The following is a 16,017-nucleotide window of genomic DNA, read 5'->3' on the forward strand; positions in this document are numbered from 1 at the left end:
CCCGTCTCCGGTCCCCGGCCCGCAAACGCCGACAGCCCGGGGCGTGTGCCCCGGGCTGTCGGCGGTTGTCGGAGAACGTCGTCGGGAAACTCAGACGCCCAGGCTCTTGCCGACGATGTCCTTCATGATCTCGGTGGTGCCACCGAAGATCGTCTGGATACGAGAGTCGGTGTAGGCCCGGGCGACCCGGTACTCGTTCATGTAGCCGTAGCCGCCGTGCAGCTGCAGGCAGCTGTCGATGACCCGCTTGGCTAGCTCGGTACACCACCACTTGTTCTTGGAGGCGTCGACGGCGTTCAGTTCGCCGTCGAGAACGCCCTGCAGGCAGCGATCGATGTACACCTCGGCGATGTCGAGTTCGGTCGCCATCTCGGCGAGGGTGAAGCGATTCGCCTGGAAGGTGCCGATGGGACGACCGAAGGCGTTGCGGTCCTTGGTGTACTGCAGCGTCTCGTCGAAGATCGCGCGTGCGCCGGCGATGGCGCCGATGCCGATCGACAGCCGCTCCGACGGCAGGTTCTGCATGAGGTGGTAGAAGCCCATGCCTTCCTGTCCGAGCAGGTTCTCGACGGGTACGCGCACGTCGTTGAAGTGCAACTCGGCGGTGTCCTGCGCCTTGAGGCCCATCTTGTCGAGCTTGCGACCGCGCTCGAAGCCTTCCATGCCGCGCTCGACGACCAGCAGGGAGAACGCCTTGTGGCCGGCCTCGGGATCCGGATTGGTCCGGCACACCACGACGACGAGGTCGGAGTTGATGCCCGACGAGATGAACGTCTTGTTGCCGTTGAGGACGTAGTGATCGCCGTCGAGCTTCGCCGAGGTCTTGATACCGGCGAGGTCGGAGCCGGCACCCGGTTCGGTCATCGCGACCGCGAGAATCGTCTCCCCGGTGGCGATCCCGGGCATCCAGCGCTTCTTCTGCTCGTCGTTGGCGAGATGCACAAAGTACGGTGCGACGACGTCGTTCTGGAGGCTGAGGCCGGGTGCCGCGCCATCGAACTTCGCGAACTCCTCGACCACCACGGCGTTGAACCGGAAGTCGTCCATCGCGCCGCCGCCGCCGTACTCCTCGGGGATGTTGAAGCCGAGAAGGCCTGCGTCGCCGGCCTTCTTGAACGCGATGCGATCGACCTGACCGGCCCGCGTCCACTCCTCGGTGTACGGGGCGCACTCGCGCTGCAGGAACTGGCGTGCGGTTTCCCGCAGGGCCTCGTGCTCGTCTTCGAAGATGGTGCGTTTCATGGCTTCTCCCTTTCGTGAGTGAGTCTGTACTCGATGTCGGTCGATGATCAGTCGTCGTCGGTGTGCCCGTGCGCGCCCACGACGCGCAGCGAGATCAGGGCATACGACGCCGCGACCTCGGCAGGTGTCCGGGCACCCGAGGGGCGATACCAGGTGGTGACCGCCTGGCACGCGCCGAAGAGGTAGCGCAGGACGTCTTTCACGTCCTCCTCGAACGAGAACTCGCCCGATTCGACGCCGCGTGCGATGACGTCGGCGAGCAGGTCCTCGGTCTCCGTCCGCATCGCGACGTAGGTCTCGCGTCGGGGGTCGTCGGAATCGAGATGGCGGAACTCGCTTGCCACACTGGCCAGCTCGACGTCGCTGGTCATGTGCAGGACGATCGATTCGATGGCATTGGACAACTGCTCGCTCGGAGTCCTGCCCTCGTCGATCGCCGCGCCGACCCAGGCGAGCACCGAGGTCATCGCCGCCTCAAGCAACTCGACGAGGATGCCGAGCTTGTTGTCGTGGTGGTAGTACAGCGTCGGCAGCGAGACCCCGGCCCGCGAGGCGATGTCACGGATCGATGTGCCGTGATAGCCGCGCTCGTAGAAGGCGTGCTTCGCCGCGACGAGGGTGGTCGGCAGCGGCACCGGTTCGCGTCGCCGCCAGTCCAGGCCCTCGGTCTCGATCGTCAGCTTCCTGGTGGGAGCCGTCCGGGCCGGCTCAGACACGTTCGATGATGGTGGCGTTGGCCATGCCCGCGCCCTCGCACATGGTCTGGAGGCCGTAGCGACCGCCGGTCGCCTCGAGATGGTTGACGAGGGTGCCCAGCAGGCGGGTACCCGACGACCCGAGCGCGTGGCCCAGTGCGATCGCGCCGCCGCGTGGGTTCAGCTTGGCCGGATCGGCGCCGAACTCGTGGGCCCAGGCCATCGGCACCGAGGCGAAGGCCTCGTTGACCTCGTAGGCGTCGATGTCGTCGATGGACAGGCCCGAACGCGCGAGGATCTTGTGCGTGGCCGGGATCGGTGCGGTCAGCATGAAGATCGGGTCGTCACCGGCGACCGAGAACGAATGGAACCGTGCGCGCGGGGTCAGGCCGAGCTTCGACGCCATGACATCGCTCATGATGAGGGCGCCCGATGCGCCATCGGTCAGCGGCGACGAGTTGCCGGGGGTGATGTGCCAGTTGATCTCCGGGAAGCGGTTGGCAAAGTCCTCGCTGTAGAACGAGGACTTCAGGCCGGACAGGCCCTCTGGGGTGGTGGTGGCACGGACGGTCTCGTCGGTGTTGTGGGTGAACGTCTTGCCGTCGGCGTCGGCGACGTCGATGGGCAGGATCTCTCGGTCGAAGAAGCCCTCGGCGGCCGCTGCGGCAGCGCGCTGGTGGGAGCGGGCGGCGAAGGCGTCGAGCGCCTCGCGGTCGAACTTCCACTTGGCGGCGACGAGCTCGGCCGAGATGCCCTGTCCGACAAGACCGTCCGGGTAACGCTCGGCGATGCTCGGACCGTAGGGGCTGCGTCCGGCGGTGGTGAAGCCCATCGGGACGCGGCTCATCGATTCGACGCCGGCGGCGATGACCACGTCGTAGGCGCCGGCGATGATGCCCTGCGCGGCGAAGTGGGCAGCCTGCTGGCTTGATCCGCACTGGCGGTCGACGGTGGTGGCGGGCATCGATTCGGGAAAGCCCGCGGACAGCAGGGCGGTCCGCGAGATGTTCAGCGCCTGCTCGCCGGCCTGGCCGACGCAGCCGCCGATCACGTCGTCGACGAGGGCCGGGTCGATGTCGTTACGCTCGACCAGTGAGCGCAGCACATGCGCGAGCAACTCGACGGGCTTGGTCTCCGACAGCGCGCCGCCGGGCTTGCCCTTTCCAGACGCGAGACGGACGACGTCGACGATGACGGCTTCGGGCATGGGATTTCCTCTCGGGTGCGTGACGCGGCGTGTGCATGGCTCGCGTCACTTATCTAACGATCGTTATACCCGGTGTAGCACGCGATCGGCTGCGGAATCAACAGGACGGACGGGCGAAAATGCACGAAGCCCCCACCCGGGGTCCGGGTGAGGGCGTCGCCATCGTGTGTCAGATCGCGCCTTTGTCGTCCTGACCTGCGGGAACGGCGGTGAACGTACGGACGTCGAGGGGTCCGGCCAGCAGGCCGCCGATCGCCTTGCCGAGCTCGGTGAGCGCAGGTGCGGAGCCGTGGGTCGCCAGGGCCTCCGTGGATTCCCAGCGCTCGATCATCACCAGATCGGTCGAGTCGCCGGTGGCCTCGTGCAGCGCGTACTTCCCGCATCCGGGCTCGTCGTGCACCTGGGGGATGGCCTTGAGGACGGCATCGCGGACGGCTTGCTCCTCGCCGGGCTTGGGGGAGATGGTGGCGACGACGATGACTTCGGACATTCGGGTGACTCCATTTCGGGTGGCAACGGGGTGTGCACTTCGACCGTACGTCGGTGGCGGACGGCGGAATCGGGCACTCCGGTGACGCTAGGTCAGCGAGTCGTCCGATGTGGCGGTTTCGTCAGGCCGAAAGCGGAGCCGCCGACTCAGCGCCAGCCGAGTGCCGGCGCGACGTGAGTCAGGATCGACTCGAGGACGTGCGCGTTGTAGTCCACGCCCAGCTGATTCGGCACGGTCAGCAGCAGGGTGTCGGCCGCGGCGATCGCCTCGTCCTCGCGCAACTGCTCGATCAGCTTGTCCGGCTCGTCGGCGTAGCTCCGTCCGAATCGGGCGACGGTGTTGTCGATGACGCCGACCTGATCGGATTCGGAGCCACCGCGTCCGAAGTAGGCGCGGTCGCGGTCGTCGACGATCGCGAAGATGCTGCGGCTCACCGACACCCGCGGCTCACGCGGATGTCCGGCGTCGGCCCAGGCCTTGCGGAACCGCTGGATCTGTTCGGCCTGCAACTGATGGAAGGGCACCCCGGTGTCCTCGGTCAGGAGCGTCGAGCTCATCAGGTTCATGCCCTGCTGTGCCGTCCACTCGGCGGTCGCCCGGCTGCCGGCGCCCCACCAGATGCGATCCCGGAGACCGGGTGACTGCGGCTCGATGGGCAGCAGGCCCGGGGGATTGGGGAACATCGGTCGCGGATTCGGGGTGGCGAAACCGCCGCCCTCGATGACCCGCAGGAACACCTCGGTGTGCTGGCGCGCCATGTCGGCGTCGGTCGAACCCTCCGGCGGGACGTACCCGAAGTACTTGTAGCCGTCGATGACCTGCTCGGGCGATCCCCGGCTGATGCCGAGCTGGAGCCTGCCCTCCGAGATCAGATCGGCGGACCCGGCGTCCTCGGCCATGTACAGCGGGTTCTCGTAGCGCATGTCGATGACCCCGGTGCCGATCTCGATCCGGCTGGTCTTGGCTCCCACTGCTGCCAGCAGCGGGAACGGCGAGGCGAGTTGCCGTGCGAAGTGGTGGACGCGGAAGTACGCGCCGTCGGCGCCGAGCTCTTCGGCGGCGACCGCCAGGTCGATCGACTGGAGCAGGGTGTCAGCGCCGGACCGCACCTGGGACCCGTGGGCGTCCGACCAGTGGCCGAACGACAGGAAACCGATGTTCTTCATGATCGGTAAATGATACTCGGGTCCGTTTTGTTCCGGCGGCGCTGTTTCCTTCCCGCCGATGAGATCCGATCAGCGGGAAGGAAACGGCGTGGCGGGAGTGTGAGCTCAGGGAGCCCAGGTGCCGGGGGCGGTCTCGTCCTCGGCAACCGGTGTCGAGGTGACCCGGTATGCGCGGTTGACCGCCGACACGACCGCCCGCAGGCTGGCGGTGGTGATCGACGACGCGACACCGACGCCCCACACGGTCTCGCCGTTGACCTCGGTCTCCACGTACGCCGCGGCGCTGGCATCGCCGCCCGCGGTCAGTGCGTGCTCGCTGTAGTCGAGGACCCGGACCTCGTAACCCACGTTGCTCAGCGCGTCGACGAACGCCGCCAGCGGACCGTTGCCCGAACCGGAGATCTCGCGCTCGGTGCCCTCGACCTTCACCACCGCGGTGATGTGGTCGTCGCCGCCGTCGACCTCGGCGGCGTCGACCTTCTGGCGAATCCGCTCCAGCGGCCAGATCGGATGCAGGTAGTTCTCCGCGAAGACATCCCACATCTCCTTCGGATTGACCTCGCCGCCCTCGCCGTCGGTGATCTTCTGGATCTCGCGACTGAACTCGATCTGCAGGCGACGCGGCAGGTTCATGCCGTGGTCGGCCTTCATGATGTAGGCCACGCCGCCCTTGCCGGACTGGCTGTTGACCCGGATGACCGCTTCGTAGCTGCGGCCCACGTCCTTGGGATCGATCGGCAGATACGGTACGGCCCAAGTGATGTCGTCGACGTCGGCATCGGCGTTGTCCGCGTCGACCTTCATCTGGTCGAGGCCCTTGTTGATGGCGTCCTGATGGCTGCCCGAGAATGCCGTGTAGACTAGGTCGCCGCCGTAGGGGTGACGCTCGGGCACGTTGAGCTGGTTGCAGTACTCGACCGTGCGCCGGATCTCGTCGATGTCGGAGAAGCTGATCTGGGGGTCGACGCCGCGGCTGAACATGTTCATGCCCAGGGTCACCAGACAGACGTTGCCGGTGCGCTCGCCGTTGCCGAACAGGCATCCCTCGATTCGGTCGGCGCCCGCCTGATAGCCGAGTTCGGCTGCCGCGACGGCGGTTCCGCGATCGTTGTGGGGATGCAGGCTCAGGATGACCGAATCGCGGCGGGCCAGGTTGCGGTGCATCCACTCGATCGAGTCGGCGTAGACGTTCGGGGTGGCCATCTCGACGGTGGCCGGCAGGTTGAGGATCATGGGCCGTTCGGGCGTGGGAGCGATGATCTCGGTGACCGCGTCGCACACCTCCTTGGCGAAGCTCAGCTCGGTGCCCGTGTAGGACTCCGGGGAGTACTCGTAGCGCCAGTTGGTGTCGGGGTAGTTCTGCTGTACCTCGAGGACCTTGCGCGCGGCGTCGGTGGCGATCTTGGTGATGGCCGCCTTGTCCGCGCGGAACACGACCCGACGCTGCAGGACCGATGTCGAGTTGTAGAAGTGCACGATGACGTTGGCCGCGCCGCGGCAGGCGTCGAAGGTGCGCTCGATCAGCTCGTCGCGGCACTGGGTCAGCACCTGGATCGTCACGTCGTCGGGGATGGCGCCGTCCTCGATGATCTCGCGGACGAAGTCGTAGTCGGTCTGACTGGCCGACGGGAAGCCGACCTCGATCTCCTTGTAGCCCATCCGGACCAGGAGGTCGAACATGCGGCGCTTGCGAGCCGGGCTCATCGGGTCGATCAGTGCCTGGTTACCGTCTCGCAGGTCGACCGCGCACCACATCGGGGCGGTGGTGATCACCTTGTCGGGCCAGGTGCGGTCGGGAACCGAGATCGTCTCGACCTCGTCGGCGAACTGGCGGTAACGGTGAACCGGCATCGCCGAACTGCGCTGCGGGTTCCATACGGGCTGTCCGGCGGGAATCGGGCCCGCGGGCTCGACGATTCGGCTCGCGCCGGATGTGAAGGTGTCTGCTGGTGCCATCGGTGGTCATTCTCCGTGTGTGGAAGGAAAGTGACCGGCGCGTGATCGGGCCCCGCGACGGAGGGCCGGTCGGTTCAGACCCCGCCGCGGCAACCGAGGAGGAGTGCGCGCTGCATGCGCTTGACTGTACTCCCCGGCGACGAAGCGGCCAAAGCTGCAGGTGAAGACGGAAAACGGCTCCCCCTCTTCGGAGGGTGCCGCCTCGTCCGACCACGTCCCAGACTATGACATGCCTCTCAGTCGGCAGCCGGAGTGACCCAATTCATCCAGGCGGCCGACAGGGGCGACCCGGAGGTCTCGCCGTCCGGGATACGTGCCGCCCACCCCGACGCGGCCGTCAGCAGAAAGGGACGAACGCCAGTGACGACCATCCCCGCCGAGCCCCCGGTGACCGATCCGCCGGAGGGCAAGCGTACGAGCCTTCGACGAGTGGCCGCCGCGAGTTCCATCGGTACGACCATCGAGTTCTACGACTTCTTCATCTACGGCACCGCCGCCGCCCTGGTCTTCCCGACGGTCTTCTTCCCATCCGCCGACGAGGTCACCGGGACGATCGCCTCCTTCGCGACCTTCGCCGTGGCCTTCTTCGCACGGCCGGTCGGCGCGATGCTCTTCGGGCATTTCGGTGACCGGATCGGCCGCAAGCGCACCCTGGTCTGGACCCTGTTGATCATGGGGCTGGCGACGGTCGCGATCGGGCTCCTGCCCGGGTACGAGACCGGCGTGTTCGGCTTCGCCGAATCCGGTATCGGCATCGCCGCACCGATCGCGCTGGTGTTCCTGCGGTTCCTGCAGGGCTTCGCCGTCGGCGGCGAGTGGGCGGGCGCGACACTCCTCACCGCCGAGTACGCCCCGCCCGGCAAGCGCGGGCTCTACGCGATGTTCCCGCAACTCGGCCCCGCCTTCGCCTTCTTCCTGTCGAGCCTCACGTTCCTCATCGCGAGCCTGACCCTCGGCGAGACCAGTTCGGCATTCCTCGACTTCGGCTGGCGTATCCCGTTCATCCTGTCCTTCGCGCTGGTCGCGGTGGGGCTGTGGGTCCGACTCGCCGTCGCGGAGACCCCGGTGTTCCGGGAGGCTCAGCAGCGCAAGGCGACCGGCGACGCCGCGGCCGACGGCCCCGCCCTGCCGTTCCTCGATGCCTTCCGCCACCAGTGGCGCGAGATCCTCATCGCCGGCGGCGCGCTGGCGAGCCTGTTCTCGCTGTTCTACATGGGCACGGCGTTCCTCACGAACTACGGCACGAAGTCGCTGGAGCTGTCCCGGACCTTCGTGCTGACCGCGGGCATGGGCGCGGCCGTGGTGTTCGGACTGTCGACCGCGGCGTCGGCGGTGTGGTCGGACCGCGTGGGGCGTCGCCGCGTCATCCTCACCTCGTGCGCCGTCGCGATCCCGTGGTCGCTGGTGCTGTTCCCGATCCTCGAGATCGGCGGCGGTCTCGCGTTCGTCATCGGGCTCCTCGGCACGCTGCTCATCTTCGGCATCGCCTACGGACCCGCCGGTGCGCTCCTGCCCGAGCTGTTCGAGGCGCGGTACCGCTACACCGGTGCGGGGATGGGCTACAACCTGGCCGGCATCCTCGGCGGGGCGATCCCGCCGCTGATCGCCGCCCCGCTGATCGCCGGTCCCGGTGCGATCTGGGTCGGTGTCCTGCTCGCCGGTCTGTCGGCACTCAGCGTGGTGTGCACGATCATGATCGTCGAGACCAAGGACAAGACGATGCGCGCGTCGGCCACCGATGACGAGCAGGTGTTGGTCGCGTAACCGACTGTCCCACAACCCCACACGCCACTCCGCCCCGAGCCGAATCGGCTCGGGGCGGAGTTGGATGGGCGCAGCGGCCGGACCCTTCGTGACGCGCCCTCCGCAAGCTTCGGGCGCTCCTCAGGGAGCGGTGGGTCTGCGGTCCCTTCGGATCAGGCGCGCCGGCGGCTCACGGGGTGTAGCGCAGCCAGTCGACGGTCATCGTCGCCGGGCTCGGGGTCGTCGACGACGGCGGGCCGGGCCAGAGGCCACCGACGGCGACGTTGAGCAGTGCGTACATCGGCTTGTCGAAGACCCATCGTTCATCGCCGGTGAGCGAGGACCGGTTGATCGTGTAGACGGCGTTGCCGTCGATGGTGAAGCGGATCTGCGACGACGTCTTGGTCACCGCGTACTCGTGGAAGTCGCCGGGGTCGACGCCGGTGAGATCGTGGCCCCGCTCCCAGCGACCGGCGAGGGGGCCCGGCAGCGGGAGCCCGGGGAGGAGGTCGGTCAGCGAGATGTCGAGGGAGCCGGTGGCGGTTCCGAGGGCCGTCGGCCCGTGTACGCCCACGTGCACCCAGTCGGAGGTGTTGATCGTCTCCGCGATGTCGACTTCACCGGCCGCCGGATAACCGACGGAGTCGATGTCGCTCCCCAGCAACCAGAACGCCGGGTGCAGCCCGCGGCCTTGCGGCAGGGAGATGCGCGCGGAGATCGTCCCGTAGGTGAATTCGAAGCTGTCCTTCGTGGTCAGCCGGGCCGATGTCCAGCCGCCCGTCGCGGCGCGTCGAGCCTCGATGAGCAGGTTGCCGTTGCCGTCCAGGCGCGAGTTGAGACGGTCGGCGGTGTAGTTCTGCACCTCGTTGTTGCCCCAGCCGCCTGCGCCGGTCTCGTGTTGCAGTGCCGACGGCAACGTGCCGGCCGCGCCGTTGAACTCGAGGCTGAACGGCTCGTCGGCGTGGGCGGTGGCCGGCAGGGACAGTGCTGCCGCGGCCGACAGCGCCGTGACGGCGGCGACGGGAGCGACGTGCGATCCCAGCCGACGGAAGAATCCTCGTCGTGGAGGTGAGACAGTCATGGAGAAGAAGTACCACAAGTAACTTCTGCCTCATATGCCTCGTTCGTCACATTCCCCGGTCAACCCTTCGGGGGTTCGGAAAACGCCGCACGTCCCCAGTGGCCGGCGAAGGCCACCTCGCCGAGCGGCAGCCGTGACCGGGGCTTTTCGTCGCGGGCACGGATCTCCTCGGGAAGGGACGTCGGGTCGGCGGCGAGTACGCCGATGCCGAGCAACACCAGCGGCCGCTTGTCCGCCGGGATGCCGAAGCTGTCGCGGGCGGCCACGGGGTCGAAACCGGCCATCGGGTGCGCGTTGAATCCGAGGGCCTCGGCCTGCAGGATCATCTGCGCCACCGCGAGCCCGCAGTCGACCGCCCCGTAGGTGTCGGCCTTCGCGTCGTCGGGATCATCGGTGGTGCAGACCAGGACGAGCGCCGCCGAGCGCGGCGCCCACCCCGAGTTCCCCCGGGTCAGGACGCCGCAGAGGGCTGCGAAGGTCGGGTCGTCGCGCAGGCCCACGATGAATCGCACCGGTTGTACCCGGCCCCAGGTGGGCGCCCAGCGTCCGGCGTCGACGATCGTGGTGATGTCCTCGACGGAGACGGTCGCGGACGGGTCGTAGCCGCGGGCACTCCAGCGCCCCGAGATCAGTTCGTGCATCCGCCCGAGGGTAGCGGTGTCGCGTGGTCCTACTCGGCGCGTGCCGACGTCGAGAGCTCGGAGTCGGGGAGCCGGACCTCGGCGACCTCGGCCTGCGGATCGGCGGGCTCGTCGCGCATGACGACGAGCAGGATGGCACCCAGGACGAGGAGTGCGAGACCGCTCGCGAGCGACGCGGCGTGCATGCCGTCGACGAACGACTGTTTCGCGGCGGCGGCAAGACCCTCACCGGCGGGGCCCATGTCGGTCGAGCGGTGCAGCGTCTCGCCGAGGGTGTCGCCGAACGCCCAGCCCTGGTCGCCGTCCCGGAAGACGAGGGTGGCCAGCGATCCGAGCAGGGCCAGCCCCATCGCGGTACCGAGCTCGAAGCTCGTCTCCGAGATGCCGGACGCGGCACCCGACCGTTCCGGTGGCACCGAGCCGACGACCACGACCGACACGAGGCTGAACTGGATGCCGTAGCCGACGCCCGCGATCGTCGTGCACAGCACGTACACCCAGACCGGCGACGAGGTGCCGAGGGTCAGCATGCCGAGGTTGCCGGCGGCGGCGAGGCCGACGGAACCGACGAAGGCCAGCCGGGTGCCCAGGAACGAGGCGACCTTGGTCGCCCCGATGGAGAACACCGCCACCGCGACGGCCATCGGGAGGCCGGCGATCGCCGCGGCCAGGACGTCGTGGCCCATGACCGACTGGAGGTACACGCCGGTCAGGTAGGACATGCCGCCGAGTGCCATCATCCCGATGAGTGCGACGGCGACCGCGCTGCTGAACTGCGCGTTCCGGAACAAGGTGAGATCGAGCAGCGGTGACGCGACTCGCCGCTGGTGGAGCAGGAACGTGATGAGCAGCGCGGCGCCCACCACCCCGGCGAGGACCACGGCTGTCGTGGCACCGTCGCTCGCCACCGTCTTGATCGCGTAGACGAGCGGGAGGATTCCGGCCATCGAGAGCACGACGCCGACGACGTCGAAGGGATCGTTGGTCGCGGCCCGGTACTCGGGGATCAGGCGCGGCCCGAAGACGAACAGCAGGACGAGTACCGGCACGTTGATGAGGAAGACGACGCCCCACCAGAAGTGGTGCAGCAGAACGCCTCCGATGACCGGGCCGACCGCGCTGCCGCCGGCGAACGCCGCGGTCCACACGCCGATCGCGCGACCGCGCTGACGGGCGTCGGAGAACATGTTGGCGATGAGCGACAGGCTCGACGGCAGCAGGGTCGCCCCGCCGATGCCCATCAGGGCACGCGCCGCGATCAGGATCCCGGCCGTGGGTGCGAAGGCGGCGATGACCGAGGCGACGCCGAACAGGCCGGCGCCGGCGAGCAGGATTCGACGACGGCCGATGCGGTCACCGACATTGCCCATCGTGATGAGGAGTCCGGCGATGAGGAACCCGTAGATGTCGAGAATCCACAACTGCTGGGCCGCGGACGGCGCGAGAGCGTCGGTGATCGACGGGATCGCGAGGTACAGCACCGAGACGTCCATCGAGACCAGGAACACCGGGAGGGTCAGCACGGCCAGTCCCAGCCACGTTCGTCGGTCGGCGGCACCCGGGGTGGTCGGGTGGAGCCGGTTCGACGGGTCGAGCTGGGCGGACATCATTGCCTCCTTCGCGGTAACGACTGCTACCTACGCGTACGGTGTACGCGGATCAGCGTACGGGGATGGGTACGCTGTACGCAATCGCTTTATTCCCGCTCTGAGCAGGAGGAACCGCGCAGTGACGTCCGACACCTCGAAACTGTCGACCGCGACGATCGTGGACGCCGCGATCGCCGTCGCCGACGACGACGGAATCGGCTCGCTGTCGATGCGGCGGGTCGCCGAGAAACTGGGGGTCGGGGCGATGTCGCTGTATCGCCACGTCGCGGACAAGGACGCCCTGTTGCAGGCGATGTCGACCGAGGTGGGACGCCGGTTCCCGTATCCCGTGGACACCCAGCCCGGATGGCGCGCCCGGGTGCAGGTCGCCGTCGACGTCGACTGGGAGCTCTACACCCGGCACCCATGGGTCGTCCTGGCCTACTCGTCGCCACGGCACAGCTACGGCGAGGATTCACTGGCGTGCCTCGACTGGCTCGCCGCCGGGTTCCTGGAACTCGGTGTCGGCATCGAACGAGCCACCGACATGGCGCTGTCCGTCTGGAGTTTCGTCCACGGTGTCGCACTCGTCGCGGTGAGCGATCAACTGCTCCACGACGATTCGCTGCTGCCGTCCGCCGGACTCGCGGACGTGATCTCGGGCGAGTCCGAGGTCGAGGTCCCGTCGCACCTCGCGCGTCTGGCCGGCCGGCGCGACGCCGGCCGGCTCCTCGATCCCCGCGCGCGGCTCGACGCCGGAATCGATTATCTCTGTCTGGGATTCGCGGCGTCGGCGGTGTGAATCAACCGCCCCTGGGGTGCGCGCGAAGCGGGTCGTCTCGTGCTCCCTGGGGTGCGAGCGAAGCGGGTCGTCTCGTGCTCCCTGAGGTGCGAGCGAAGCGGGTCGGCTCCTGCTCCCTGAGCCTGGATCTTTCATGGGCGTGTGGGGTTGTCGGCGTGTGAATACGCGAAAGTGCCTGTCTGCCAGTGGATTATTGAATCACCACAAGACAATGATCCTGGCGCAGAGAGGCACTTCGCACGTGAAGCATAACCGCTACCCACATCTGGTTGTCGATACCGACCGCAGTGAGTCACTGACCAGCACCACCGGCGCGGTCCTGCTACGCAAGACCATGCAGATCGCCGGTCTCGATACCGCCCTGAGCGCGGCATTGATGCCGTGGACAACCTCGCGCACCGTGCACCACCCCGCCAAAGTGCTGCTCGACCTCGCGACCGCGGTCGCCGTGGGCGGTGACTGTGTGTCTGATCTGGCGATCGTGCGCGCCCAACCCGCCCTGTTCGGCACCGTCGCCTCGGACCCGACAGCCTCTCGCCTGATCAACACACTCGCCGAGGACTCCACCGCAGCCGTGGCCGCCATCCGCCAGGCCCGCGCACACTGCCGAGAACGCGTGTGGGCGCGGCGACGGCCCCTGGAGGGACGACCGGGCAGCTTCGACGGCGGGCAGGTCATCATCGATCTCGACGCCACCACCGTGACCGCGCACTCGGACAAAGAACACGCCGAAATCAACTACAAACGCCAGTACGGCCACGCCCCGATGTGCGCACTGCTCGATCACGGCCAGTACGGCACCGGTGAACCACTCATCTGCGACCTCCGCCGCGGCGGCGCCTCACCCCAAGGCGCTGACCTGCACATCACCACGCTGAGCGCCGCGTTGGACCAGCTACCGGCCGGTGAACGCGGCCAGGTACTCGTCCGCACCGACGCCGCGGGATGTTCCAAAGAGTTCCTGGCCCACATCACCGACGCCGGATTGCAGTACTCGATCGGCTACATCGTCTCCGACACCATCAAAACCGCACTGGCCCGACTACCCGAACAGGCCTGGCAACCAGCCATCGACACCCACGGTGAACCTCGACTCGACGCCCACGTCGCCGAGCTGACCAGCACGATTCCCGCCCTGGCCAACGCTGATGCCCCCTCATGGCCGGCAGGGATGCGCGTCATCGTCCGCCGCGAGTACCCCCACTCCGGGGCCCAACTACGGTTGACCGATATCGATGGCCGCCGCTACACCGTGTTCGCCACCAACACCCGCGGCACCGGCTGGACGCTACCCACCCTCGAACTACGCCACCGCCAACGCGCCCGCGCCGAGGACCGCATCCGCAACCTCAAAGACACCGGACTGGCCAACCTGCCGTTCCAGGCGTTCACCAAGAACCAGATCTGGCTGGAAATAGTCTGTCTGGCAACAGAACTACTGGTATGGACCCAAACCCTATGTTGGGGCCCTCACGCCACAATCCGCCGATGGGAACCCAAACAACTACGCCTACGCATCCTCGCCGTGGCCGGGCGCATCATCCACTCCGGACGACGCCAACTCCTGCGACTACCGACCAACTGGCCCCACCTGGAGACCATCACCACCGGCTGGACCGCACTACACACCACCTGAGCACCCCAACGACCACGCACTCAGTCTCTGCAGCCCCACACCCGACAAACCCAGGACCCGAAGAACCGGCCACACGCCGGAACCCCCGCACGCCCACACCACAACCCCACCCGCCCCAACCTCACGTGAAAGATCCAGGCTGAGGTGCGAGCGAAGCGGGTCGGCTCCTGCTCCCTGAGGTGCGAGCGAAGCGGGTCGGCTCCTGCTCCCTGAGGTGCGAGCGAAGCGAGCCTCGAAGGGTCTCGCAAGGCATCTCACCAGGCCCTTCGAGGCTCGTCGCTATCGCTCCTCGCACCTCAGGGAGCAGGGGGGCGCTCCCACCTCAGGGGGCAGGGGGGCGCTGCGCACGTATGGGAGCAGAGGGGTCACATGGCATGCGGGAAGACCGTCAGCATGTGCGCGCCGAACCACGAGCTACCCACCACGATGGGCACGACGACGAGGCCCGCGGCAACCGGTCGCATCCGGGCGAGCGCCATCGCCAGTGGGATCAGCAAGACGAACGCGGGTAGGAGCAGTCGCGGCCGGCTCATCATCAGCCCGCTCGACAGCACGATCTGCGCGACGAGCAGCGAACCGTACAGCAGGACCGGCCACGGCATCCGAGACCACACCGCGACGCCCAGCATCACCAGCGTGCTCAGGACGATCCACGATGTGGCCACCGGTGCGATCTCCGCCGAATGCACGAGCATCTCGTTGACGAAGTGGAACGCGGCCGCGCCCCAGTCGAATTGGGTGTCCCAACCGTCGGTCTGGATCCGGAACCACCCGGTCGGTGATCCGGTGTGCGCCCACACCACACTCAGGTAGGCGAGGTAGCCGAGTGGGCTGATCACGATGGCGACGATCGCGCGGACCCGCACGCCTCTCGGCACGGCGGTCCCGCGTGCCTGCCACAGGAACACCACGGCCGCGAGCATCACGACCCCGATCAGGACCGCTGCCGTCGGCCGGCACAGCCCGCAGATCGCCGCCACGGTGCCGGCGAGGAGCCAGCGTTTCTCCAGCACCCCGACCAGCGCCCACACCGCGAGCGCACAGAACAGGGCCTCGGTGTAGGCCATGTTCAGCACGATCGACATCGGCGTCGCCGCGAAGAGCGCCACCAGGAACAAACCGGTTCCGCGCTCGGGCGCCGGGCCGATCGGTGACCGGCGCGCCATGAGCCGCGCGCACACCATGCCCAGGCGTGCCGCGCCGACCGCGGCCACGCACCCGAGGATCAGGTTCACCGTGACCGCGGCACCGAAGGGGCTCAGGCCCGGCAACTTCGCTATCAGACCGACCAGATACGGGTAGCCCGGAAAGAACGCGTACGCGGTGTCGGCCGTGTGCAGACCCCGTGCGTCCGTCAGGGCGTAGGGCACGCCGTCGTAGCCGTGGGTCGCGATCGCGATCATCCACTGCCCGTCCCACACCGCCAGGGAATCGCCCAGCGTGGTGCCCCGGAGGTCGGCGAACCGGGCCAGGACCAGGATGCCGACGGCCCGGATGACGAGGAAGACGACCAGTGCGTCGAGCCACCAGCGATAGCTACGGAGTCCGGCGGGCGACGAGCTCAGCGGACCGAAGAACGCGGTGGTCGCCGCCCTCAGCCGACGACCCGTCCCGGCGGACACGCCTCCGGCTGTCGCCACGTCGTCGTCGGTGCGGCGTCCGGTCCGACCATCGGCGCCGCCTCCGGTATCGCCGACGTCGGTAGGGGAGGCCACGCGAGAGATCCTAGAGCGGATCGGATCGCCGCGGCCCGGACGGGGCAGACAGAG

The 16,017-nt window shown here is 68.0% G+C and carries 13 protein-coding genes; 3 read left to right on the top strand and 10 right to left on the bottom strand.

The features are described 5' to 3' along the window. Positions 1-90: 90 nt before the first annotated feature. From KTR9_RS02700 to leuA, 6 genes are all read right to left on the bottom strand, one after another. A complete protein-coding gene (locus tag KTR9_RS02700; protein ID WP_014925106.1) occupies positions 91-1,242 on the bottom strand; it encodes an acyl-CoA dehydrogenase family protein in 1,152 nt (383 codons plus the stop codon). Positions 1,243-1,289: 47 nt separating this feature from the next. Next, positions 1,290-1,958, bottom strand: coding sequence for a TetR/AcrR family transcriptional regulator (locus KTR9_RS02705; protein ID WP_014925107.1), 669 nt, complete (start codon positions 1,956-1,958; stop codon positions 1,290-1,292). Continuing rightward, positions 1,951-3,144 carry a thiolase family protein gene (locus KTR9_RS02710; protein ID WP_014925108.1) on the bottom strand — a complete coding sequence of 398 codons (1,194 nt, stop codon included), beginning with the start codon at positions 3,142-3,144 and terminating at the stop codon, positions 1,951-1,953. The genes KTR9_RS02705 and KTR9_RS02710 overlap by 8 nt, the downstream gene beginning before the upstream one ends. A gap of 169 nt (positions 3,145-3,313) precedes the next feature. Beyond that, the gene (locus KTR9_RS02715; RefSeq protein ID WP_010844094.1) at positions 3,314-3,634 is read right to left on the bottom strand and encodes a putative quinol monooxygenase; all 321 of its coding nucleotides are present in this window, start codon (positions 3,632-3,634) and stop codon (positions 3,314-3,316) included. 146 nt (positions 3,635-3,780) lie between these two features. After that, complete coding sequence (locus KTR9_RS02720) at positions 3,781-4,800, bottom strand: LLM class flavin-dependent oxidoreductase (protein ID WP_010844095.1); 1,020 nt, start codon at positions 4,798-4,800, stop codon at positions 3,781-3,783. Between the two features lie 105 nt (positions 4,801-4,905). Then, positions 4,906-6,756 (bottom strand): 2-isopropylmalate synthase, encoded by a 1,851-nt coding sequence (gene leuA / locus KTR9_RS02725; protein ID WP_014925109.1) that lies wholly within the window; start codon positions 6,754-6,756, stop codon positions 4,906-4,908. A 360-nt stretch (positions 6,757-7,116) separates the two neighbouring features. Between leuA and KTR9_RS02730 the strand changes: the two genes are divergently transcribed. Then, the gene (locus KTR9_RS02730) at positions 7,117-8,520 is read left to right on the top strand and encodes an MFS transporter (protein ID WP_044505716.1); all 1,404 of its coding nucleotides are present in this window, start codon (positions 7,117-7,119) and stop codon (positions 8,518-8,520) included. A gap of 169 nt (positions 8,521-8,689) precedes the next feature. On the opposite strand, the gene KTR9_RS02735 is transcribed toward KTR9_RS02730, so the two are convergent. The 3 genes from KTR9_RS02735 to KTR9_RS02745 are packed head-to-tail and all read right to left on the bottom strand — an operon-like array spanning position 8,690 to position 11,828. After that, on the bottom strand, positions 8,690-9,580 hold the full coding sequence (locus KTR9_RS02735; RefSeq protein ID WP_014925111.1) for a glycoside hydrolase family 16 protein: 891 nt from the start codon (positions 9,578-9,580) through the stop codon (positions 8,690-8,692). 59 nt (positions 9,581-9,639) lie between these two features. After that, the gene (locus KTR9_RS02740) at positions 9,640-10,221 is read right to left on the bottom strand and encodes a nitroreductase family protein (RefSeq protein WP_014925112.1); all 582 of its coding nucleotides are present in this window, start codon (positions 10,219-10,221) and stop codon (positions 9,640-9,642) included. Between the two features lie 29 nt (positions 10,222-10,250). Beyond that, positions 10,251-11,828: an MFS transporter gene (locus KTR9_RS02745; protein ID WP_014925113.1), complete on the bottom strand. Its 1,578-nt coding sequence runs from the start codon at positions 11,826-11,828 to the stop codon at positions 10,251-10,253. Between the two features lie 121 nt (positions 11,829-11,949). On the opposite strand from KTR9_RS02745, the gene KTR9_RS02750 reads away from it, so the two are divergent. Then, positions 11,950-12,612: a TetR/AcrR family transcriptional regulator gene (locus KTR9_RS02750; RefSeq protein WP_014925114.1), complete on the top strand. Its 663-nt coding sequence runs from the start codon at positions 11,950-11,952 to the stop codon at positions 12,610-12,612. Positions 12,613-12,853: 241 nt separating this feature from the next. Beyond that, positions 12,854-14,248 carry an IS1380 family transposase gene (locus tag KTR9_RS02755; RefSeq protein ID WP_014924917.1) on the top strand — a complete coding sequence of 465 codons (1,395 nt, stop codon included), beginning with the start codon at positions 12,854-12,856 and terminating at the stop codon, positions 14,246-14,248. A gap of 365 nt (positions 14,249-14,613) precedes the next feature. Here KTR9_RS02755 and KTR9_RS02760 read toward each other — a convergent pair whose 3' ends face one another. After that, positions 14,614-15,963, bottom strand: coding sequence for a membrane protein (locus tag KTR9_RS02760; protein WP_044505719.1), 1,350 nt, complete (start codon positions 15,961-15,963; stop codon positions 14,614-14,616). Positions 15,964-16,017 lie beyond the last annotated feature (54 nt).

The sequence above is a fragment of the Gordonia sp. KTR9 genome (assembly GCF_000143885.2).
Classification (GTDB): Bacteria; Actinomycetota; Actinomycetes; order Mycobacteriales; family Mycobacteriaceae; genus Gordonia.